At 74.0% G+C, this 21,825-nt stretch carries 13 protein-coding genes; 8 read left to right on the top strand and 5 right to left on the bottom strand.

Translation table 11 applies throughout. The annotated features are described in order from the left end of the window. Positions 1–69: 69 nt before the first annotated feature. The gene (locus tag AC2CHG_RS05495) at positions 70–1,050 is read right to left on the bottom strand and encodes an HNH endonuclease (protein ID WP_484524281.1); all 981 of its coding nucleotides are present in this window, start codon (positions 1,048–1,050) and stop codon (positions 70–72) included. Positions 1,051–1,192: 142 nt separating this feature from the next. Here AC2CHG_RS05495 and AC2CHG_RS05490 point away from each other — a divergent pair, with 142 nt between their 5' ends. Further along, a complete protein-coding gene (locus AC2CHG_RS05490) occupies positions 1,193–1,819 on the top strand; it encodes a M23 family metallopeptidase (protein WP_366623385.1) in 627 nt (208 codons plus the stop codon). A gap of 9 nt (positions 1,820–1,828) precedes the next feature. On the opposite strand, the gene AC2CHG_RS05485 is transcribed toward AC2CHG_RS05490, so the two are convergent. After that, entirely contained in the window at positions 1,829–2,242 is a 414-nt protein-coding gene (locus AC2CHG_RS05485) for a DUF4260 domain-containing protein (RefSeq protein ID WP_484524280.1), read from the bottom strand. Between the two features lie 151 nt (positions 2,243–2,393). Between AC2CHG_RS05485 and AC2CHG_RS05480 the strand changes: the two genes are divergently transcribed. The 4 genes from AC2CHG_RS05480 (at position 2,394) to AC2CHG_RS05465 (ending at position 12,566) form a co-directional block, all read left to right on the top strand. Beyond that, a complete protein-coding gene (locus tag AC2CHG_RS05480) occupies positions 2,394–2,933 on the top strand; it encodes a DUF1697 domain-containing protein (RefSeq protein ID WP_355510757.1) in 540 nt (179 codons plus the stop codon). Between the two features lie 31 nt (positions 2,934–2,964). Further along, entirely contained in the window at positions 2,965–6,060 is a 3,096-nt protein-coding gene (locus tag AC2CHG_RS05475; protein WP_484524279.1) for an ATP-binding protein, read from the top strand. A 117-nt stretch (positions 6,061–6,177) separates the two neighbouring features. Next, positions 6,178–7,893, top strand: coding sequence for a bifunctional 3-(3-hydroxy-phenyl)propionate/3-hydroxycinnamic acid hydroxylase MhpA (gene mhpA, locus AC2CHG_RS05470; RefSeq protein ID WP_484524278.1), 1,716 nt, complete (start codon positions 6,178–6,180; stop codon positions 7,891–7,893). A gap of 416 nt (positions 7,894–8,309) precedes the next feature. Beyond that, positions 8,310–12,566 carry an FG-GAP-like repeat-containing protein gene (locus tag AC2CHG_RS05465; protein WP_484524277.1) on the top strand — a complete coding sequence of 1,419 codons (4,257 nt, stop codon included), beginning with the start codon at positions 8,310–8,312 and terminating at the stop codon, positions 12,564–12,566. A 60-nt stretch (positions 12,567–12,626) separates the two neighbouring features. On the opposite strand, the gene AC2CHG_RS05460 is transcribed toward AC2CHG_RS05465, so the two are convergent. Continuing rightward, entirely contained in the window at positions 12,627–15,386 is a 2,760-nt protein-coding gene (locus AC2CHG_RS05460) for a matrixin family metalloprotease (protein WP_484524276.1), read from the bottom strand. 165 nt (positions 15,387–15,551) lie between these two features. Between AC2CHG_RS05460 and AC2CHG_RS05455 the strand changes: the two genes are divergently transcribed. Next, positions 15,552–17,585: a hypothetical protein gene (locus AC2CHG_RS05455; RefSeq protein ID WP_262015042.1), complete on the top strand. Its 2,034-nt coding sequence runs from the start codon at positions 15,552–15,554 to the stop codon at positions 17,583–17,585. A gap of 60 nt (positions 17,586–17,645) precedes the next feature. Here AC2CHG_RS05455 and AC2CHG_RS05450 read toward each other — a convergent pair whose 3' ends face one another. Next, the gene (locus AC2CHG_RS05450) at positions 17,646–18,614 is read right to left on the bottom strand and encodes an alpha/beta hydrolase (RefSeq protein WP_484524275.1); all 969 of its coding nucleotides are present in this window, start codon (positions 18,612–18,614) and stop codon (positions 17,646–17,648) included. A gap of 53 nt (positions 18,615–18,667) precedes the next feature. Beyond that, a complete protein-coding gene (locus tag AC2CHG_RS05445) occupies positions 18,668–18,973 on the bottom strand; it encodes a putative quinol monooxygenase (RefSeq protein WP_366623369.1) in 306 nt (101 codons plus the stop codon). Positions 18,974–19,127: 154 nt separating this feature from the next. Here AC2CHG_RS05445 and AC2CHG_RS05440 point away from each other — a divergent pair, with 154 nt between their 5' ends. Then, entirely contained in the window at positions 19,128–20,033 is a 906-nt protein-coding gene (locus tag AC2CHG_RS05440; protein ID WP_402813503.1) for an AraC family transcriptional regulator, read from the top strand. Between the two features lie 390 nt (positions 20,034–20,423). Then, positions 20,424–21,825: S8 family serine peptidase (locus tag AC2CHG_RS05435; protein ID WP_484524274.1), on the top strand; the 1,402-nt coding region annotated here is incomplete at its 3' end.

The following is a 21,825-nucleotide window of genomic DNA, read 5'->3' as shown; positions in this document are numbered from 1 at the left end:
GACTCTTCCCGATGGAGCGCCTCGATGCAATGACTGGAAAGGAACCTGACGCGATGTTGACAGATACGCTCAGACTGGTCGCGTCTCGCGGTACACGTGGGCCCGGTGCCAGTCGAGGTAGGTGCGTTGGGGCGGCAGAGCGCCGTCGGGCAGGAGTAGCCGTTCGGCGAGGGGCGGCCGGCCGAACGCGGCGTGAAGGGCTGGGTCCGCGTCCACCCGTCGGTGGAGGTCGTTGTGGATATGAATCCGCAAGCCGCCGTTGACAGTGAGAAGACCGGTGTCGAACGCGACGTCGTGGGTCGGGCAGGCAGTGAGGCCGTTGGTGACGTCAAGGCGCTCTTGAGGACTGCTCTTTCGCCATGGCTTGATGTGAGAAGCGACGAGCATCCGCGGCGCTCGTCGGTCCTCAACAGTTACGGCAAGACCGCAGAAGACGCAGCGGTGGCCGTGATTGCGCAGCACATCGCGGGCGAAGCGGTGCTGCCCGACACGTGCCGCCGTGATCAGGAGTAGTTCGGTCAGCTGGTCGGTGACGTCGGGGTGTTCCGTCTGGACGGCGTCGGCGATATCGGTGGTACTCAGCTCGTCTTGGCCCAGCAGGATCAGCGGGGCGTCGTCGTGTTCCAGGTAGAGGAAGTCGGGCAGGTCGTCCCCCGTGATCCCGACGTCCCGGGCCGCCCGTATGACGATCCGATATACGGCCGCCAGCTCGTCCTGGTCGCCGAGCAGGCGTGCGGCAACCTCCATCTCGTGGCGAGCACCGTGGCGGCGGCTGCCGTCGAGATTGGCCATCTTCGCCAAGATGCTGCTGTTCGGGCGCTTGAACAACTGGGCCAGACTAGGGACGGGCTCCTCGGCGCGGTGTGCCGTCGACCCGCCGTAGCGGCGATGGTTGACCAGAAGACTCGCGGCCAAGCACAGCAGCGTCTCCACCGGGGCGAAAGCGACCTGCCGCCCACCCTTGAGCGCCCATGGGCGCGTGAGAATCGAACGCCATTGGGCACGGGCCGCGTTCGGGCTGATCGCGAAATAGTCCGCCGCCGTAGGCATTCACCCTCCCACGCCTTCCAGCCATACGGACGACAGCGTAGATCATCCGAGCATGGGTTCCAGCGGCCTCCACCAGAGGGCAGGTCCTGTCCAATGGTGGGGGAGCAGCGGCAGTTGAGCACCGCCTATCATGCTCGAAACGATGACCACCGAGCGCCCACGCGGCTCCCGTCTCCCGCGCGTCCTGCTGATCGTCGGCGTCCTCGGGTCGATCGCCGCCGTCGCGGCGATCGTGGTGCCGCTGGTGCGGCCACCCGGCCCGCGACCGGACTTCCAGCTCCCGGTGGCGTGCGGCGAGACGTGGCGGCTGTCGACCTACCCGGGCCACGACGACTACGACGTCGACCTCTTCCCGACCTCCGGGGAGGCGTGGGGGCGGCCGGTGCTCGCCTCCGCCGACGGCACCGTCACCGTGGCGGGGATCAACGGCTCGCTGGGTGGCCGTACCCCGCAGGATCCGGACGGGCCGCGCGGGCGCGGCGGCGGCTACTGGGTCAAGATCGATCACGGTGGCAAGTGGGAGACGCATTACCTGCACCTGCTCGAACCGCCGTCGGTGCAGGCCGGTCAGCGGGTGGCCCGGGGCGACCAGCTCGGGCGGGTCGGCAGCACCGGGAACTCCGGGGCCCCGCATCTGCACTACGAGCAGCGCCGCGGCTGGGAGAAGGTGGAGGCCCACTTCGACGGCGTGCCCTCCGGGATCACGTCCGACGACCGCGAGTACTCGGTGCGGCTGACGAGCGCGAACTGCGCGCCGCCGCGCCAGTGACCGGGGCGGTCAGCGTCCGTCGGTGGTGGTCCGGGCGCGGCGGGCCTTCCCGATCAGGCCGAGGTGGGTGTGCTCGAACCCTTCGCCCGTCTTGAGGCCGTAACCCAGGGCGCGGTCGACGGCGATGTGGAACGCCCACGCGACGGCCAGGACGCCGAGCCAGTCGATCCGCTCGCCGGACGCGGCCGCCGCCACGGCCAACGCGCCGAGCGCCGCCGGCAGCGCGTACGAGTGCGCCAGGTTGTAGCAGACGGCGCCGACGCGCGGCCCGCGCAGGTAGCCGAGCATGGACAGGTCGAAGACGAGGAAGAGGGCGAGCAGCGACCACCACGGGTATCCGGCCGCGACGGTCACGACGACGGCGAGGACAGCGACGACGGCGGCCTCGACGCGCTGCGTCGTGACGGGGTTCAGCTGCGGCATCTCCACCTCGATGTCGGTGCCGGGGACCGGCGCGGAGGCGGCCGGCTCGCGCCGCCGGCCTGCCCGGACAGCGTACGCAGGCGACTGGGGCCGGTGCGTCGAGGTCACGGACGTACCACGGTGACGCCACGGCCGGTTACCATCCCGAGTCATGGCGAGATACGTCGCTCTGCTGCGCGCGGTGAACATCGGTGGCGCCAGTTCCATGGCGATGGCGGAGCTGAAGGAGGTCTTCGTCTCCTGCGGCTTCGACCAGGTGGCCACCTACATCCAGAGCGGCAACGTGGTGTTCGGCTGCCCGGAGACCGACGAGGCCGCGATCCTGGCCGAGATCGGCCGGGGCATCACGCGGCGGTGGGGCCGGGACGTGCCGGTGCTGCTGCGCAGCCTGGCCGAGCTGGACGCGATGATCGCCGCGAATCCCTATGTCGACGCGCAGACCGATCTGACGAAGCTGCTGGTGACGATGCTCAGCAGCGACCCCGGCGCGGACAAGCAGGCGGCGCTCGCGTCCCCGCCCGGCGAGACCGGGACGCTGACGCTCGTCGGCCGGGACGTGTTCGTGCACGTGCCCGACGGGTACGGGCGCAGCAAGCTCGGCAACGCCTTCGTGGAGAAGAAGACGGGTGTGGTCGGCACGACCCGCAACTGGCGCTCGGTGCTGAAGTTGCGTGAGATGGCGGCGGCCTGACCCGGCGCCGGGCACGAGGGACGTCGTCGAGGTGACTGTGCAGTTCCGGGTGCTGGGTCCGCCGGAGGTCGTCCGGAACGGCCGGGTGGTGCCCCTCGGCGGCCCGAAGCAGCAGGCACTGCTGGCCCTGTTCCTGCTGCGCCCGAACCGGTTCGTTGCCACCGACTGGCTTGTCGACGCGCTCTGGGACGGAAGACCGCCGACCAGCGCCCAGACGACGCTGCGCACCTACGTCGCCGGGCTGCGCCGGGCCGTGGAACCGCAACGCTCCCACCGCGAGCCGGCGCGCGTCCTGCGCAGCCACCCCCGGGGGTACGAGCTGCGGGTGGACGCCGACGCGGTGGACGCGGCCCGGTTCGGCGCCCTGGTGGACCGGGCGGCGGACGCGCTCGCGGCCGGGCGGCCGGAGTCCGCCGAGCGGACGTACACCGAGGCGCTGGCGTTGTGGCGCGGTGAGCCGCTGGCGGGCGTGGCCGACCTGACCACGGTGCGCCCGGAGGCAGCCCGGCTGGCCGAGCTGCGGGTGAGCGCCGAGGAGGGGCGGTTCACAGCGGCCGTCGCCGCGGGCCGGCACGCGACGCTGCTGCCGGAGCTGCGCCGGTTCGTGTCGGCGCATCCGCTGCGCGAGGGTGCCCGGGCGCAGTTGATGCTGACGCTGTACCGGTCGGGGCGGCAGACCGAGGCGCTCGCCGTCTTCGACGAGGGCCGCCGGATCCTGGCCGGCGAGTACGGGATCGACCCGGGGGAGCAGATCCGGGCGGCGCACCGGCTGATCCTGGAGCAGGCCGTACCGCAGGACGCCGGCAGCCCCGCGGACACCGGCGGCCCGGCGGCCGGGACCGCCTCGGAGCGCGACGTCGAGGCGCTCGTGGGGCGGGACGCGGAGCTGGACCGCCTGCGGGAGGCGCTGGACGCGGCGACCGGGCAGGGCGGGCGGGTGCTGACGCTGGTGGGGGAGGCCGGCATCGGCAAGACCAGCCTCGCCGCGGCGCTCGGCGCCCGCGCCGCCGCGAACGGCGTCCCGGTGGTCTGGGGTCGCTGCCCGGACGTCGGGCAGGCGCCGCCGTTCTGGCTGTGGAGCCAGGTGGTACGCGCGCTGCTGGCGCTGCCGCACGCCCGCGCCGCCGGCTCGGCGAGCCGGCTGGACGGGTTCGCCACGGGCGCGCCGAGCGGACCGGCGGACGGTCGCGGCCTGGACCCCACGGCGCGGTTCCAGGTGTACGAGGCGGTGGCGGACCTGGTGCACGCGGCGGCCCGGGAGCGCGGGCTGCTCGTCGTCCTCGACGACCTGCACGCCGCCGACCCGGATTCGCTGCTGTTGCTGCGGTTCCTCGCCACCGCCCTGCCGGCGTCGCGGGCGCTGGTGGTCGCCACGCTGCGACCGTACGACGACGATCCGGCCCTGGTGGCGACTGTGGCCGAACTGGCGCGCGGACGCGGCTTCGGCCAGGTCCGGCTCGCCGGGCTGGACGCCGCGGCGGTCGCCGACCTGGTCCGGGACCGCACCGGCGTGGCGCCGCCGCAGCCGCAGGTGACCCGGCTCGTGACCCGCACCGGCGGGAACCCGTTCTTCCTCACCGAGCTGCTGCGGTCCCGGGCCGACGCGGGCGCCGACGCGGAGCTGCCGCCGAGCATCCGCGACACGGTACGGCTGCGGCTGGCCGGGCTGCCCGCTGCCACCCGGCGCTGCCTCGACCTGCTCAGCGTCGCCGGACACGATTTGGACCTGGCAGTGCTGGCGGCGGCGCTGGACGGCACGGCCGAGGCGGTCGCCGAGGACCTCGCACCCGCGTACCCGGCCGCGCTGGTGGTCGAGACCGGGCCGGGCGCGCTCGCGTTCCGCCATCCGCTGATCGCCGAGGTCACCTACGCCGAGCTGGCCCCGCCGCGCCGGGCCGCGCTGCACGCCCGGCTGGCCGCCGCGTACGAGCGGACCGCGGGCACCGCACCGGCAGAACTGGCCCACCACTACGGCGAGGCGATCGGGCTCGGCTTCGGCGAGGACCACCTGCGGTGGTCGCTGCGCGCCGCCGACGACGCCACCCGCCGGGTCGCCTACGAGGACGCGCTCGGCCACCTGGAACGCGCCGCGTTCCGGCTCGCCCCCGCCGCACGGGTGTCGCCCGACGTGGCGCACACCGAGCTGACCGTCCAGTTGCACCGCGCTTCCCTGCTCCAGATGACAGTGGGCGTCGGCAGCGACGCCGTCGACCGGGTCTGCGCCCGGGCCCGGGAGCTGCTGACGCTCGTCGGGCCGGACGCGGACATCCGCCACGCGCTCTGGGCGCTCGGTGAGCTGGCCGCCAACCGGGCCGAGTTCGCGATCTGCGCCGACCTCGCCGGGCGGCTCGTCCGGGCGCCCGACGACGGCAGCGGGCTGATCGCCGTCGCCGGGGAGTACCTGCTGGGCGCGGTCGGCTACTTCACCGGCCGGCAGGCCGACGGCGAGCGGCGGCTCACCGCCGGCATCGAGCGGCTGCGTACCGTCGACCGGGCGCTGCTGCGCCGCGAGGTGGGCCGGCGTCCGGTACTGGCCTGCCACAACTTCCGGGCGCTCGTACGCTCGATGCGCGGCGACCCGGCCGGCGCGTGGGCGGACATCGCCGCCGCCGAGGCCCTCGCCGAGGAACTCGACGACCCGTACGGCCGCGCCAACGCGGCGCTCTACGCGGCCTGGCTGGCGATGCAGGAACACGACGTGGCAGCGGCCGACGCGGCGGGCCGGCGGTGCCGGGACATCGGCCGGGACACCGGCCTGCCGCACATGACCGCGACCGGCGCGTACTTCCTGGAGTGGGCCGCGGCACGCGGCGGCGACCACGGCCGGCTCGACGCGATGCGCGCCGCCGCCGACGAGTTCTACCGGCCCGGACTGCGGTCCACCCGGACCATCACGCTGTGCGCGATGGCCGAGGCGTACCTGACCGCCGGTCGTCCGGAGACCGCGGCGACGCTTGCCGGTGAGGCGCTGGCGGTGGCGGACCGGGTCGGCGAGCGCGTCTTCGTCGCGGAGCTGCACCGGATCCGCGGCGCGGCCCGGCGCGACCGCGCCGAGTGGGACCTCGGCGCGCGGATCGCCGCCGACCAGGGCGCGGGCCTGCTGCTGCCCCGGTTCGCCGCGTTCTGACCGGTGTGGAGGCCCGCCTCCACGCCGTCTCCACACCCCTTCCACAGCGGACTGGTGCCCTGACCGGTGCCGGACGGCGGAGAACCGTCCGGGACCACGTTCCGAAGGGGCACCACGATGGAAACAGTTCAGCCGCCGGCTCACCAGGAGGTCCAGGAGGTCGAGGTCGCCGTCATCGGCTGCGGGCCGGTAGGCGCGCTCACCGCCAACCTGCTCGGCGCCCGCGGCGTCACCACGCTGGTCGTGGAGCGCAGCGCCACGCCGCACGGCCAGCCGCGTGCCTTCTCCTGCGACGACGAGGCGTTGCGCATCTACCAGCAGGCGGGCCTGCTCGACGAGATACGCGACGAGACGATCGCGCCGCCGCTCGTCGAGTACGTCAACGGCGCGGGCCGGGTCTTCGCCCGGATGAGGCTGTCCGAGACGGACTTCGGGTACGGGCACGCGCCGCTGCGCTTCTTCGACCAGCCGCGACTGGAACACACGCTGCGCACCGGGCTGGACCGCTTCCCGCACGTCCGGCTCGCGCTCGGCACCGAGCTGGTCGGCCTGACCCAGGACGAGGACGGCGTGACGGTGCTGCTGTCCGACGTGGTCACCGGGCAGCGGCGGGCGGTCCGCGCCCGGTACGTGCTCGGCTGCGACGGCGCCCGCAGCGCCACCCGCGCCGCCGTCCGGATCCCGCTGTCCGGGGCGAGCTACGCCGAGCCGTGGCTGGCCGTCTCCGGCGACGTGCCGCCCGACGCGGTACGGGTACCCGACACCACGTTCGTCTGCGACTGGCGGCGCCCGGCCTTCGTGTCCCCCGGCGCGGCCGGCAGCTACCGGATGGAGTTCATGCTGCGCCCGGGCGAGACCGAGGACGAGGTGCGGCGGCCGGAGACCATCGCCGCGCTCGTCTCGCCGTACGTGGACCCGGACCGGTTCGCCGTCACCCGGGCGGTGGTCTACACCTTCCACCACCTCGTCGCGCAGCGGTGGCGGGAGGGACGGGTGTTCCTGCTCGGCGACGCGGCCCACCAGATGCCCCCGTTCATGGGCCAGGGACTGTGCAGCGGCCTGCGCGACGCGGCGAACCTGTCGTGGAAGCTGTCGCTGGTGCTGTCCGGCGCCGCCGGCTCCGCCGTGCTCGACACGTACGAGACCGAGCGGCGTCCGCACACGGTGGAGATGGCGCAGACGAGCGTCCGGCTGGGCCGCGTCTTCCTGGCCCGTAACCGGGTCACCGCCGGGATGCGCGACGCCGCGCTGCGGGCGGTCCAGACGATCCCCCGGGTACGGCGGTTCGTGGAACGGTTCGAGTTCAAGCCGGTGCCGGCGTACCGGCGGGGCCTGATGGCCGGCGGCCGGCGCGACGGCGTGGTCGGGACGATGTTCCCCCAGCCGCGGGTCCTCGTTCCGGGCACGCCCGGGGAGCGTCTGCTCGACGAGGTGCTCGGCGACGGTTTCGCCGTGCTCGGTCGCGCCGGTGTGGCCGACCCGCTCGGCGCGTGGCGACCGGGGCTGCCGGTGCGGTTCGTCGCGGTCCACCCGTCCGGCACGCCGCTCGCCGACCTGCCGGGTCCGTCCGCCGACGCACCGGCGACCGGCGGTCCGGACCGGGTCGACGTTGTGGACGCCGACGGGGTGCTCGGCGGGTGGCTGCGGCGGCACGGCGCCGACCTGGTGGTGCTGCGGCCGGACCGGTTCGTGTTCGCCCTGGTCACGGCCGGTGACGTCGAGCAGGTGGCACGGGACCTGTCGGCCGCCCTCGGTGCGCCGCCGGACGGAGACCGGACCGGGGCCGACACCTCGGGACTCGCGGCGGCCCCGGCAGGGCCCTCGTCGTCGTGACCGCACTCATCGGCAGCCGCGCCGATCTCCCCGGTCCACCGTCGCAGGGTGCCGGCGGGCGGTCCCGGCCCCGGTGCTCCGCCGGCCGGCGGAGCCGAGCCGGCTCGGCGTCCACCGCCGCGCGCAATCGTCTTCCCGACTCGACCGCCCGATGTGGCCGGATGGGCAGGGGGTTGTCTTGCGTGCGGACAGAAAGATCCGGCACGCCGTGGCGCCGCCCTGGACCGCCGACCCTGTAGCCGGACGTCCCCGGGGGACGAGACTCGTACCGGACCGGCGGTGCCCCGTGTGCGGCACCCGGCCCGGGCCGGCCGTCTCCCGGTCGATCCGATCGAGACCTCCCACTCTCCTACGACGATCGTGCGTCGCCGTCCGGCCTCACGCCGGACGGTCGTGCGCGCGGAAAGGTGGCAGTGATGCGTTCACGAAGATCAGGCCGGTGGGCCGCCGCGACGGCGGCCGTTCTGGCGGTGGTCCTGCTCGGGCCCGGGGCGACGGTGCCCGGCGCCGCGGCACCGGTCCGGGTCGCCGGCCCGCCGGGAGCGGGCCTCGTCGCCGGCTGCGAGACGTTCGGGTTCACGGCCATGCCGGCGGTCGCCGGTGTCGCCGGGCCCCGTGACGTCGAGGCGGTCGACACCAACCAGAACGGCTTCGACGACCTGCTCGTCGCGTCGGCGAGCGGCGACGGCGACGTGCACCAGCTCATCGCCGTCGGCAACGGGACGTTCCGCACGTCGGTGGGACCCGGCGTCCCGCCGGAGGTGTATCCGGCGTCGGGCACGCCGCGTCGCCTCACTGTCGGCTACTTCAACCGGGACGCCAAACCGGACTACGCCGTCGCCACCACCGACGGGGTGAGCATGTGGTACGGCAACGCCGGTACCGACTCGAGATTCGGGCCGGGCGGGCTCCTGCTGGACGGTCGTAGCGTGGCGGACGTCGCGGTGGCCGACTTCGACCGCGACCTGCGGCCCGACCTCGCCGTCGTCGACCCCCGGATCCAGTCCGATCCGGACGACGACCGGGTGCTGGTGTTCCGCAACCTCAACGGCAGCTTCGACCAGCGGTTCCTCCTCGGCGACCAGCCGTCATACGTCCGGCCCGACTTCCTCGCCGCCGGCGACCTGACCGGTAACGGCGTGCCCGACGTGCTGCTCAGCAGCTACGGGCAGGGCACGGTCTCGGTGATCCGTGACGGCAAGAACAGCCCCGCGCCCCGGCTCGAAGGGCTGGGCGAGGCGTTGCAGCCGGCGATCGCCGACTTCGACCTCGACGGCCGGCTCGACGCGGCCGTCGCGATCCTCGGCGAGGACCGGATCCGGTTGTGGAGCGACTTCCGCGACCCACCGGCCGGCGGCTTCCCGCCGGCTCCCCGGGAGCTGCCGTCGCTGGACCTGGGGCCGCTGACCCCGGGCCGCGAGGGCCCGCACGACGTGGACGTCGCCGACGTCAACCGGGACGGCCGTCCGGACCTGGTGGTGGTCGGCTACGCCAGCCGGGCGGTCTACGTCTTCCCCGGCAACGGTGACGGCACGTTCGGCAGCCCGGCGGTGCTCGCGGCGGGCAGCCGGCCGGTACAGGCGGCAGTGGGCCGGTTCGACAACAACCAGTCCCTCGACGTGGCCGTCCTGGACGAGGTCGACAACACCCTGCGCGTCTACCTGAACACCTGCACCGCGCCCGGGCCGAACCTGACGGTGCACGGGTTGGAGGCCACCCAGGTCATCCAGGACCTGGGCAACTCCGTCGACCTGGTCGCCGACCGCCGCACCGTCGTGCGGGCGTACGTCGGCACCGACGCGGCGACGCCCGCGGTGACGGCCGCCCTGCACGGGTTCCGGGCCGACGGTACGTCGCTGGGCCCGCCGCTCGCCCCGGCGAACCCGGGCCGCCTGCTGGTGCCGGACCGGACGGTACGGCGCGGACAGCTGGGCGGGGGGTTCTTGTTCGAGCTGCCCACCACGTGGACGAGCGAGGGAGAGGTCAGGCTGCGGGTCGAGATCAACCCGGACCGCCGCGTCACCGAACCCGACTACCTGGACAACGTGGCCGAGCGCACGGTGCGCTTCCAGGCGTCCGAACCGGTACGCGTCAAGCTGATCCGGATCGGTTACCAGCGCGACGGGCAGACCGTGCTGCCTCCCGAGTCCGACCTGGACCGGGCCGAGTCGCTGCTGCGGCGAACGCTGCCGACGAGCCGGCTGGAGGTCACCCGCGCCGACTACCGCACCGACGAGCCGTTCCGCTGGATCGGCGACGACAGCTACTACCGCGACGCCTCGGACACGCTCCCGGTGCTGAACAACTACCTGACCGCGACGGCGGGGACGCGGGAACCCGGCGTCTACCACCTGGTCATGGTGAACCGGCCCCAGATGGGCGGCCGGGCCGAGGGCATCCCCGGATGGGTGGCCGTCGGCGGGTCGCACGATCCCACGATCATCCTGCACGAACTGGGGCACCTGCTCGGCGCGCAGCACGTGGAGTGCACCGACGACCCCGACGACGAGACCGGGCGGCGAACCTACCCGTACCCGCGCGGCACCATCGGCGGGCCGGACCCGGCTGATCCCCGCTTCGCCGGCTACGACATCGGCGACTACTCGGTCGGGGCTCCGCGCCGGGTCGTCTGGGCGCCGGACACCAGCCCGCCGGTCGCCGACATGATGAGCTACTGCCGGAACAAGTGGATCTCCGACGACCTGTGGCGGCTGTGGCGCAGCCGCGTCCAGAACCCGCCCGCCCAGCAGGGCGCGACGGGTGACCTGCTGGCGCTGTCCGGCGCCGTCGGCGACGGTGACGCCACCCTCACCGGGCAGCGGCTGACCCGCACCACCGAGCGTCCGGCCACCACGCCCGGCCCGTACGCGCTGCGGCTGCTCGACGCCGCCGGGACGACGCTCGCCGAGCACCCGTTCACCCCGGGGGCGGCCACCGAGCACGCCGCGACACGTCCCTTCCACGAGGTCGTCGACTTCGTCCCCGGCACCCGCCGGGTGACGCTCGTGGACACCCGCGCCGGGCGGAACCTCGCCACCCTCGCGGTGTCGGCGAACCCGCCCGTCGTGGCGCTGGCGGGTGAGGCGCCACCCGCGTCGGTACCGGCCACCGGGCCGGTCACGGTGGGCTGGAGCGCCGACGACGCCGACGGCGGCCCGGTCACCGCGAGCATCCTGTACAGCCCGGACGGCGGTGACGACTGGCGGGTGCTGGCCTCCGGGCTCACCGGGTCGTCGTACACAGTGGACGCTGCGCAGCTCGCGGGCACCGGCGGCGCGGCCACCGGCCGGCTGCGGGTGCGGGTCACCGACGGGGTGAACACCGCCGACGCGACGAGCGGCCCGCTCACCGTCGCCGGCAAGAACCCGGCGGTGCGGATCACCGCTCCGCTGGGCGGCACGTTCTTCGCCACCGGGCAGACGGTCACGCTGGCCGCGTCGGTCACCGACCCGGAACAGGGCGACCTGGACGGGTCGGCGGTGCGCTGGACCTCCGACCGCGACGGCGACCTCGGCACCGGCGCCACCCGTACCCCGGGTCAGCTCAGCGAGGGGCGGCACGTCGTCACCGTCACCGTCACCGACGCCGACGGCCTGCGGGCCACCGCGCGTACCGAGGTGACCGTGGGCCGGGTCCTGCCGCCCGGTGGCCCGCCCACCGCCGACGCCGGGCCGGACCGGGCCGCCGTCGAGGGCGACACCGTCACCCTCGACGCGACCCGGACCACGGATCCGGACGGCGACCCGGTGACCCTCTCCTGGGCGGTGCTCGCCCAGCCGGACGGTGGCGGGCTCGGCGGCGGCCTGCGGCTGGAGGGCCCGGCCCGCACGCCGTCGTTCCGCGCCGACCGGGCCGGTACGTACCGGCTGGAACTGGTCGCCACCGACGCCCGCCACGGCACCACGACCGACACGGTGACCGTCACCGTGGCGAACCGGCCGGTCGAGGTGAGCCCGATCGCGCTCGACGAGGAGCTGCGGGTGGCCGGTCCGGTCACCGTGCGGGCCACGTTCACCGACCCGGGCGTGCCGGACACCCACCGGTGCGCTGTCGACTGGGACGGCGAGGGTCCGGCCCCGGCCACGCCCGGCGTGGTCAGCGAGGACCGCAACGAGGGCGGCTGCGTCGCCACCGGCGATCTGCGGCCCGGCGTGCACGTCGCGCGCCTCACAGTGACCGGTGACGACGGCGGAACCGGGCAGCAGACGGTACGGATCGTGGTCTACGACCCGTCGGACGTGACGGTCGCCGGCGCCGGCGCGATCGTCTCACCGGCGGGCGCGCTCAGCGCCGACGTGGCCGCCACCGGGCCGGGGGAGTTCGCCTTCGTCGCGGGCCTGGTGAAGGGCTCGCCCACGCCGTTCGGCGCGACCACCTTCCGGCTGCCGGGACGCGAGTTCACGTTCGCCGGTACGACACACGAGCGCCTGACCGTCGCCGGATCGGTGGGACGGTACGGCGGTGAGGGCACGGTGAACGGCCGGCCGGGGTACGCGTACCAGCTCACGGTCGCTGACGCCCCGGACGGACGGGACGTGGACCGGTTCCGGATCAGGATCTGGGAGAGCGACGGAGGGCGTGTCGTCTACGACAGCGGCCGGGGCGCACCGGACGATCTCGACCCGTCTCACCTGCAACCGCTGAACCAGGGCCGCGTCGTGGTCGTCGGCTAGCCCGGTGTCCCTCCCGCCGTCCGCCACCGGCAAAGGGCGGACGGCGGGAGGGGGCGCCCGTCACACCACGTCGGACACCCGGGTCAGGTTGGTGCGCTGCCAGTCGTGGTCGCCGAGAGAACGGGACAGCAACTGGATGTTGCCGTTCGCGGCCGTGTAGGTGACCTGGAGCCGGTCGCCGCCCAGCCACACCGACAGCAGGCTGCGCCCCACCGGCGGCATCCCGTCGATCTGCACCCGCTCGGCCTGCCACGTGTCACCGTCCCCGGTCAGCTCCCACAGGCCGCCGTCGAAGTCGGCGAAGACCAGCAGCCAGCCGTCGGGCGCGCCGTCCACGCCGGGCAGCCGCTGCACCGCCGACGCGCTGCACTCGGGCAGGCCGAGTTCCGCGGTCAGCGACCGGGTGTGCCAGGCGCCGTCGTCGCCGACGGCGTACATCCGGATGTCCTGCCGGTGGTCGAGGCCGAACACCCGGTGCCGCTCGCCGGCCCGGTGTTCGCCCCACACCGGCATCATGGTCAGCGGCAGCGGGTTCTCCGCCTGGGTGGCCCAGGTCAGCGAGATCTGCCCCCAGCCCTCGGGGCCCTCCCACAGCATCCGCAGGTGCTCCTCGGCGTCCCGGTAGACGATCACGTCGAGGCCGGTGACGCCGTCGACGTACCCGTAGGGCGTGCCGTCGGCCGCGACCGCGCCCTCCACCGACACGTCCTGCCAGACCCATCCCTGCCCGGGCGCCTGCGACAGCCGGATCGTCCGGCCGTCCGTGGCGCTGTAGACGACCCGCTGGGTGTCGCCGTTGCGGTAGGCGTGCGGGCCGTACCGCATGGCGGGCGGGCCGCCGCTGTCCTGCGTCAGGTCACCCCACCACCACTGGCCCTGGTCGTACCAGATCTGGTGGACGTGGCCGCCGTCTGCGGCGTAGACGTACGACGGCACGCCGTCGTGGGCGAAGAACGGCGACGGGGCGCTGCCGCGGGCCATCCGGGGCGCACCCACGTCCGCGGTGAGCCGCGTCCACGTCCACCCGTCGCCCTCGGGGTAGTGCACCACGAGGTGCCGCTCGCAGTCGGAGTACGCGACGTGGTCCACGCCGGGCAGCACCCGGATGCCGACGCCGTCGGTGAACGGCAGCCGCCCGTACATGGCGAACAGGCCGTTGCGGTCGTCGGACTTGGGCACCCGGTACCAGCTCGCGTTGCGGTGCATCACGTTGCCGCTCTTGCCGTGGTTGAGCCCGAACGCGTGGCCGATCTCGTGCGTGGCGACGTGCCGGAAGTCGGGCCCGTGCAGGTCGACGTCGAAGTACCCGTGCGCGTCCCAGTTGATCTTCCGGTTGAAGATGACCGGAAGCTGGCCGCCCGCGTCGGGCCAGCCGGGAGCGGCCCCCCACTTGGTCACCGCGTAGACGGTCCGGAACCAGCCGGTGTCGTGGAAGACCGGGTCGTCGCCGACGGAGAAGACGATGTCCGCCTGCGCCGGGTCGAAGACGCGGGTGAACTCGAACGGCCCGTACCAGTTCTCGCCCAGCACCTCGCGCCACACGTCGAACGACACCTGGATCAGCTCGTGCTTCAGCGCGTCGGTGAACTCGTCGCGGGCGTACGGCATCGTCATGTCACCGAGGTGGTAGGTCAGGTTCGTGTGCCGGAAGTGCCCACCCTGGAGGACGAAACCGGTGGTGGTCGTCCGGTCCGGGGTGCCGCAGCCCGGTGCGGTCAGGTGGGCGGCGGTGACGGCGTCGGGCCGCCCGGTCACCGGCAGCTCGTGGAACGTCTGGTACGCCCGGATCGCCGCGCCGAGCCCGGTGGTGGGGGCGAAGCCCGCCTCGGTGAGCAGCGTGGCGACGGCGTCCAGGGGCAGGTCCGCCACGTCCGGCCGGATCAGCGACACCGTGCCGTCCACCACGTCACCCACGTACGCCGTGCCGTCGGCGGTGACCGCCACCGCGTACGGGGCGTGACCGGTGGTGATCGGATCGAGCGTGCGCGGCGCGTACGGGTTGGTGGTGTCGACGAGCTGAGCGCCCTTGTCGGTCGCCAGCCAGGCCCGGGACAGTCCCGGCACGGCCGCGAGGTCACGGACGCCTGCGGCGCTCACCACCGCGCCCAGCCGTGCGCCGGTGTCCGGGTCGTGCACGCCGAACAGCGGGTGCACGGTGCCGCCGCCGAGCGAGCCGAGGTAGATCATCCCGTCGTGCGCGACCGCCACCCCGCCCGGCTGGAGGTGGGCGGGCTCGACCGGCGCCACGGTGAGCGTGCCGTCCGGGCGCAGCACGGCGAGCGCGTCGTCGGCCGGCACGAGGCCCTTGACGTACAGCGCCGCGTAGACGGTGCCGTCCGGGGCCACCGCGAGGCGGTTCGGCGCCGACGGCAGCGGCACCACGCTCCGCTGTGTGGTGTCGGCCAGTTCGATGACGTGCAGCCGCCGGTGCGCCCAGTCGGCGACGTACAGCAGGTCGGCCACCGGGTCCACGGCGATCGCGATCAGCCCGAAGCCGATCGGGATGTCGGTGACCGTCCCGGTGGCCAGGTCGCACCGGGAGACGCTGTAGCTCTGCACCCCCCGGTTCATCACGTACGCCTGCCCGCGTCCGGGGTGCCAGGCCACCGCGCGGGGCTCATGGCCGACCGCGAGGGACGGGCGGACCGGGGCGAGGGTACGGGGATCGAGGACGTGCAGCCGGCCGGCGCCGGACGCGGGGTAGTGGGCGACGAGCAGCGTCGTGCCGGTGTCCGTGACGGCGTGCACCGAGCCGGGGTCCCCGGGGGTGCCGAGGGCGACCTGGAGCTGAGGCGGTGGGGTGGGGGCGGGAGTGGTCATGACGTCCTCCACTGGACGTGAGTGCTTCGCGACCCACCGTAGGACTGCGCGCCTGACCTGCGGATTCTTCGTCGTTGATCCGGCAGTGTCGATGTGCGGGGCCTTGCCGAGATCAGTTCACGGGCGTAGGAAGAACACCACCGTCCGATGTCGAAGGAGACACGCGTGCCCACCCCCAGACGGCTCCGTCTCGCCGTGTCCGCGCTGGTGACCGCATCGGCCGTGCTGCTCGGCTCCGGGGCCGCCGCGGCGCCGTCCGCGCCCCCGGCGCCGGCCGGGCAGCGGTCCTGCGACCCGATCGACCCGGCGGCCTGCCTGCTGCCGTTCCCCAACGACTACTTCACCGTGCCGGACCGCAGCACGCCGACCGGCAAGCGGGTGCGGTTCGCGGCCTCCGCGATGCCGGCGAACGTGCTCGGCGTGCCGATCGACCCGGCCGAGTGGAACCGGCAGGACGGCTTCAGCCCCGGCTCGCCGATCCTGGCGCGCGTACCCGGCCTCGACGTCACGCGGACCCGGATCGCGCCGGTCACCGACGTCGCGCGCTCGCTGGCGCCGGACGCGCCGATCGTGCTGCTCGACGCCCGCACCGGGCGGCGTACGCCGTACTGGGCCGAGCTGGACGCGCACGCCGCCGGCAACCCGGACCGGCAGGCGCTGATCATCCGGCCGGCGGTGGCGTTGACCGAGGGCGCCCGGTACGTCGTCGGCCTGCGCGGCATGCGCGACGGCGACGGCGCGCTGATCCCGGCCCCGAAGGAGTTCCGCGCGTATGTGACCGGTGCCGGCCTGGACCGGCGTGACCCGCGCGCGCCGCAGATGAAGCGGATCCTCGCCGACCTGAGCCGGGCCGGCGTCAAGCGGCACAGCCTCTACCTGGCCTGGGACTTCACCGTCGCCAGCCGGCAGGGGCTGACCGGGCGGATGCTGGCGGTCCGGGACGGCGCGTTCGCCGCGCTCGGCCGCCGCGCGCCCTCGTTCACCGTCACCCAGGTCACCGACTACACGCCTGAGCAGGACCCGCTGATCGCCCGGCAGGTCACCGGCACCGTCGCCGTACCGTCCTACCTGACCGGCGACGGCGGACCGGGCTCCCGGCTGCACTACGGGCCGCCCGGCGGCGACGGCACCCCGCCGACGCCGAACGCGCTGCCCACACCGTCCGGCACGACGGTGGCGGCCGACTTCGTCTGCAACATCCCGCGCAGCGCGTCCGCCACGAGGCCCGCGCACCTCTCGCTCTACGGCCACGGCCTGCTCGGCCGGCCGACCGAGATCAACGCCGGCAACGTCAAGACCATGTCGCAGACGTACGACTTCACCTTCTGCGCGACGAGCTGGATCGGCATGGCCGCCGCCGACGTCCCGTACGTGGCGGGCGCGTTCACCGACCTCAGCGCCTTCCCCGCGGTGGCCGACCGGCTCCAGCAGAGCTTCCTGAACTTCCTGTTCCTGGGCCGGACGATGATCCACCGCAACGGGTTCGCGGCCCACCCGGCGTTCCGCGACGCCGCCGGTCGGCCGTTGATCGACGTGGCCGGCGGGCTGCACTACGACGGCAACAGCCAGGGCGGCATCAACGGCGGCGCGCTCACCGCCATCGCCCAGGACTGGACCCGCTCGGTCCTCGGGGTGCCCGCGATGAACTACTCCACGCTGCTGCAACGCAGCGTCGACTTCGCCCCGTTCCAGACCGTCATGGACGGCTACTACCCGGACCGGATCGACCAGCAGATCGTCTTCGGCCTGCTGCAGATGCTGTGGGACCGGTCCGAGGCCAACGGGTACGCCCAGCACATGACCGACCGGCCGCTGCCGCGTACCCCGGCGCACCGGGTGCTGATGCACGTGGCGTTCGGCGACCACCAGGTGTCGACCGTCGCGGCGGAGGTGCAGGCGCGCACCGTCGGCGCCCGGCTGCACACCCCGGCGCTCGCCGACGGCTGGTCACCGGACGTGCGGCCGTTCTGGGGCATCGCGCCGATCCGCCGGTACCCGTACGCCGGTTCGGCGATGGTGGTGTGGAACAGCGGCGCCGCGTACGCGCCGCCGCCGACCAACCTGGCGCCCGCCGGACCGGAGTACGGGGAGGACTCGCACGAGTTCCCGCGCGCCCAGCCCGGGGCACAGCGGCAGAAGGCGGTGTTCCTGCTCACCGGCAAGGTGATCGACGTCTGCGCGGGCGGCCCCTGTCCGTGACGTGGCCCCACCGGGGCACGGCCGGCGCGAGCGGTTCGCGCCGGCCGTGCGTCCCGGGTGTCAGTCCCGGTGCCCGGGGCCGGGCTCCAGGATCCGGGCCAGCCAGTCGGCCTGGGCCCGCCGGGCCGCGGCCGAGACGCGCACGTGCGGGAACAGCGCCGCGAAACCGTGGAAGCCGCCGGCCCACATGTGCAGTTCGGCCTGGCCTCCGGCGGCCCAGATCCGGCTCGCGTAGGTGACGTCCTCGTCGCGGAAGACCTCCGCCGTCCCGGCGTCGATGTACGTGGCCGGCAGGCCGGACAGGTCCCCGGCGAGCGCGGGGGAGATGTAGGGGGAGACCTCCGCGCCGGTCCGGTCGCCGAGGACGCTGCGCCACCCGAACTCGTTCATCTCCCGGGTCCACACGCCGTCCGGGCCGGTGAACTGCCGGCTGGACGTGGTGTCGTTGCGGTGGTCGAGCATCGGGCACGACAGCAGTTGGGCGGCGACTGCCGGTCCACCGAGGTCGCGTGCCATCAGCGTGACCCCGGCCGCCAGGCCGCCACCGGCGCTGGCGCCGGCCACGACGACACGGTCGGGGTCGATGCCGAGGGCGGCGGCGTTGTCGGCCACCCAGCGGAGGCCGTGGTAACAGTCGTCGACCAGGGTCGTGCCGGTGGCCTCCGGGGCCAGCCGGTAGTCGACGGTGACCACGACCGCGCCGAACCGGTCGAGCCACTCCAGCGGGATGTCGATGTTCGAGAAACGGTCTCCCCACATCATCCCGCCGCCGTGGATCCAGTAGACGCAGGGCGCTCCGGCCGCCTGCTCGGCCGGGCTGAGGACGGACAGCGGGATCGGCGTTCCGTCCGCGGCGGGGACGGTGACCTCACGCCGTCGCACCGCGCGGTCGCGCAGGTGGGTCTCGATCGGTGGCTCAGGGAGCCGGCGTACGAATTCGATCACCTGGGGGCCCAGGGGTGGCATGGACGGCAGTTCGGCCAGGGCTGCCAGGAACTCGGGGTCGAGGCCCGGTCGAGGGGAGTTCATCAGAGGGTCCTTCCGGTGGCGGGGATCGGGGCGGGCCGGCGGCGGCAGCCGGTTCAGAAACGCGCCTTCCCGCCGACCGGAACCGCGTCCGTGTACGTCGACTCGCCGGCCAGCAGCGGCTGGAGCCTGGCGACGAGATCCTGGGCCTGCGCCCCGGCGAAGAACCGGCGGTGTGCCTCGGCGCTGGTCCAGCCCTCGACGACGTGCACGACATCGGGGTCGGAGGCCGAGCGGGACACGAGGAAGACGAGGCAGTCCGGATGGGGCAGGGACGGCGCGCCGAGCAGCAGGCCGACCAGGTCGTCAGCCCTTCCCGGCCGGGCGGTCATGGTGGCGTGGAACCCGTGGCGGACGGTCATCGCAGTGCCTCCTGAATTGTCATATCCGGGCTCGTCCCGGAAATCCGACGACTCAATGGAAGCAGCTTGAGCAGGTGAAACGTTAGAAGCATGCTCGCGAAGACTTGCCTGATCCTACTCAGCTTGCGAGGATCGGTCGTGCTTTAATCGGTGGGTGGATCTGGCTGAGTTGCGAGCGCTGCTGGCCCGTCACGCGCGGCCGGACATGAGCACCGCCATCGACGGTGTGCTGATCTCGAAGGTCGAGCGGCAGAGTCCGCCGGCCACGTCGATGTCGGGCACCGTCATGGCACTCGTCGCCCAGGGGGCGAAGCAGATGGCGCTGGGCGACCGCGTGTACGAGTACCGCGCCGGTCAGTACCTCGTCGCGTCGGTCGATCTGCCGGTCACCGGCCGCTTCACCCGGGCCGGCGCCGACTCGCCGGCACTGGGGTTCGGCCTGGTGCTGCACCCGCCCACGGTCGCGGAGTTGCTGTTGCAGGCGGCGCCGGGCGACCTCCCGCCCGTGCCCGGCGCAACGCCCTCGGGCCTGGTGGTCAGCGACGCGCCGGACGAACTCGTCGACGCGGTGATCCGGTTACTGCGGCTGCTGGACCGGCCCCGGGACGTCGCCGTGCTCGCGCCCCTGGTCAAGCGGGAGATCCTGTGGCATCTGCTCACCGGGGAACAGACCGGGGCCGTCCGGCAGCTCGGCCTGGCCGACAGCAGCCTCAGCCACGTCGCCAGGGCGGTGCGGTGGATCCGCGACCACTATGCGCAGTCGTTCCGGGTGGAGGAGCTGGCCCGGCTGTCCGGAATGAGCGTGTCGGCCTTCTACCGCAACTTCCAGGCCGTGACGGCGATGAGCCCGATCCGTTTCCAGAAGCAGATCCGGTTGCAGGAGGCGCGGCTCCTGCTCGCCACGCATCCCCGCGACGTCACCGGCGTGAGCGCGCGGGTGGGATACGAGAGCCCGTCGCAGTTCAGCCGTGAGTACCGCCGCCAGTTCGGGGCGCCTCCCCGCGAGGACGCCGCCCGCCTAAACGGCGCCACCCGCGACCGCGTTCCCGCGGTCGTCTGACCGCAGACCTACGCAACTCCGCCGCCGTCGCGAACCCGCTGCGCAGCGTGCCGGGGGACGCCGCCTACCTGCACGCCCTCGTGAACAGCCTGCCCGGACCGGGCTGATGTCCTAGGACGGTCGAGAGGATGTGTCGGCCGCGACGGCAGCACGTTGGTGGAGGAGGTCTGCGTCTCGCGGCGGATGCGGGCCGCGGGGATGCCGGCCCGGATCGTCCGGCGGCGCTTCGTGCATCGGGGATCCGCGATGCTAGCCTGCCCGTCTGGTATGGACAGTCTTCTCGACCGGGTTCAAGAGTGGATCGATGACGGATGGTTCGGACGCCCGGCGTCCGCGGCACCACGCGACGTCCGGGACCACGCCCGTGACCGGCACCCGAGGTGGCCGCGGATGACGCGTACCGCACCGGCCGTCGTCCGGGCCGCGCTCGCCGCCGTCGTCGCGTCGGCGGTGCTCGCGCTGACGCCACTTCCGGCGTCGGCGGCCCGCCCTGACGGTGAGCCCGTCAAGTTCTACACGGTCGAGGCGGCCCACCAGGGCGAGCCGGAGAACCTCACCGAGATCGCGGAGCGGTTCCTCGGGGACGGCGCGCGAGCGGCCGAACTGTTCGCGCTCAACAGCGGGCGGATCCAGCCGGACGGCGGCACCCTCACCGACGGCGCCCGGCTCCGGGCCGGCTGGGTGCTCGTGCTGCCGTGGGACGCGTACGGCAGCGAGGTCCGCCAGGGCGTCCCGCCGGCCCCGAAGCCGGCACCGGGTACATCCACACCGGACAAAGGGCAGCGCACCGCCGACGGTGACGCGGCCGCCCGCCCGCCGAAGGGGTGCCGCACCGTCGCGACGTCGCGCGCCACCTCGTCGTGGGCCGGCCCGCGCGTCGCCGCCGACCAGGCGTGGGCGCACAGCCGGGGCCGGGACCAGCTCGTGGCAGTCGTCGACTCCGGCGTCGCCGGCAGCCTGGCCCCGCTCGCCGGCCGGGTGACGACCGGCGTCGACCGGGCGACCGGCGGCACCCGCGGTGACACCGACTGTCTCGGCACCGGTACGGCGATGGCCGGGCTGATCGTGGCGCAGCCGGTGAAGGGGTCGGCGGTCGCCGGCGTCGCGCCGGACGCGGCGGTCATGCCCGTCCGCGTGGCGGGCAGGACTGCCGGCGCCTCCGCCGCGGCCAGCGCGGCCGGCATCCGGGCGGCGGTCGGCTCCGGCGCCTCCGTCATCGCGGTCGGGCCGCAGGTGGACCTCGGACAGGCCGAGGTGGTGACCGCCGTCAACGAGGCGGTCGACGCGGGCGTGGTGGTCGTGGTGGGCGCCGCCGGCGAGCAGGAGCCGGCGGATCCGGAGGTACCGCTGCGCGATGCGGTGCTGCGCGTGGGCGGGATCGGGCCGGACGGGGGTACCGCCGGCAGCTACCGGTCCGGCGGCGTGGACGTGGTCGCGCCGGGCGTCGACGTGACAAGCCTCGGCATCACCGGCACCCGGCCGGTGACCGGCACCGGCACGCACCACGCCGTCGCGTACGTGGCGGGGCAGGCGGCGCTGATCCGGTCGGCGTACCCGGACCTCGACCCGGCGCAGGTCCGCAACCGGGTGCTGAAGACGGCGAAGACCACCGGCGGCCTCGCGCCGGAGATCGACCTGACCGCCTCCGTCACCGCCGTGCTGCCCGAGGAGGCACCCCGGGCGGAGGCGGCCGAGCAGACGTCCGGCTCCACCGCTGGGATCGGCCGGCGGGCGGCGTTGCTGGCGCTCGCCGGGCTGGCGGCGCTCGCCGCCGTCCTGCTGGGCCTGCGCG

The organism is Micromonospora sp. ATLC20 (assembly GCF_057196585.1).
The sequence above is the reverse complement of the archived record's forward strand: the minus strand, read 5'-3'. Positions and strand labels throughout refer to the sequence as shown.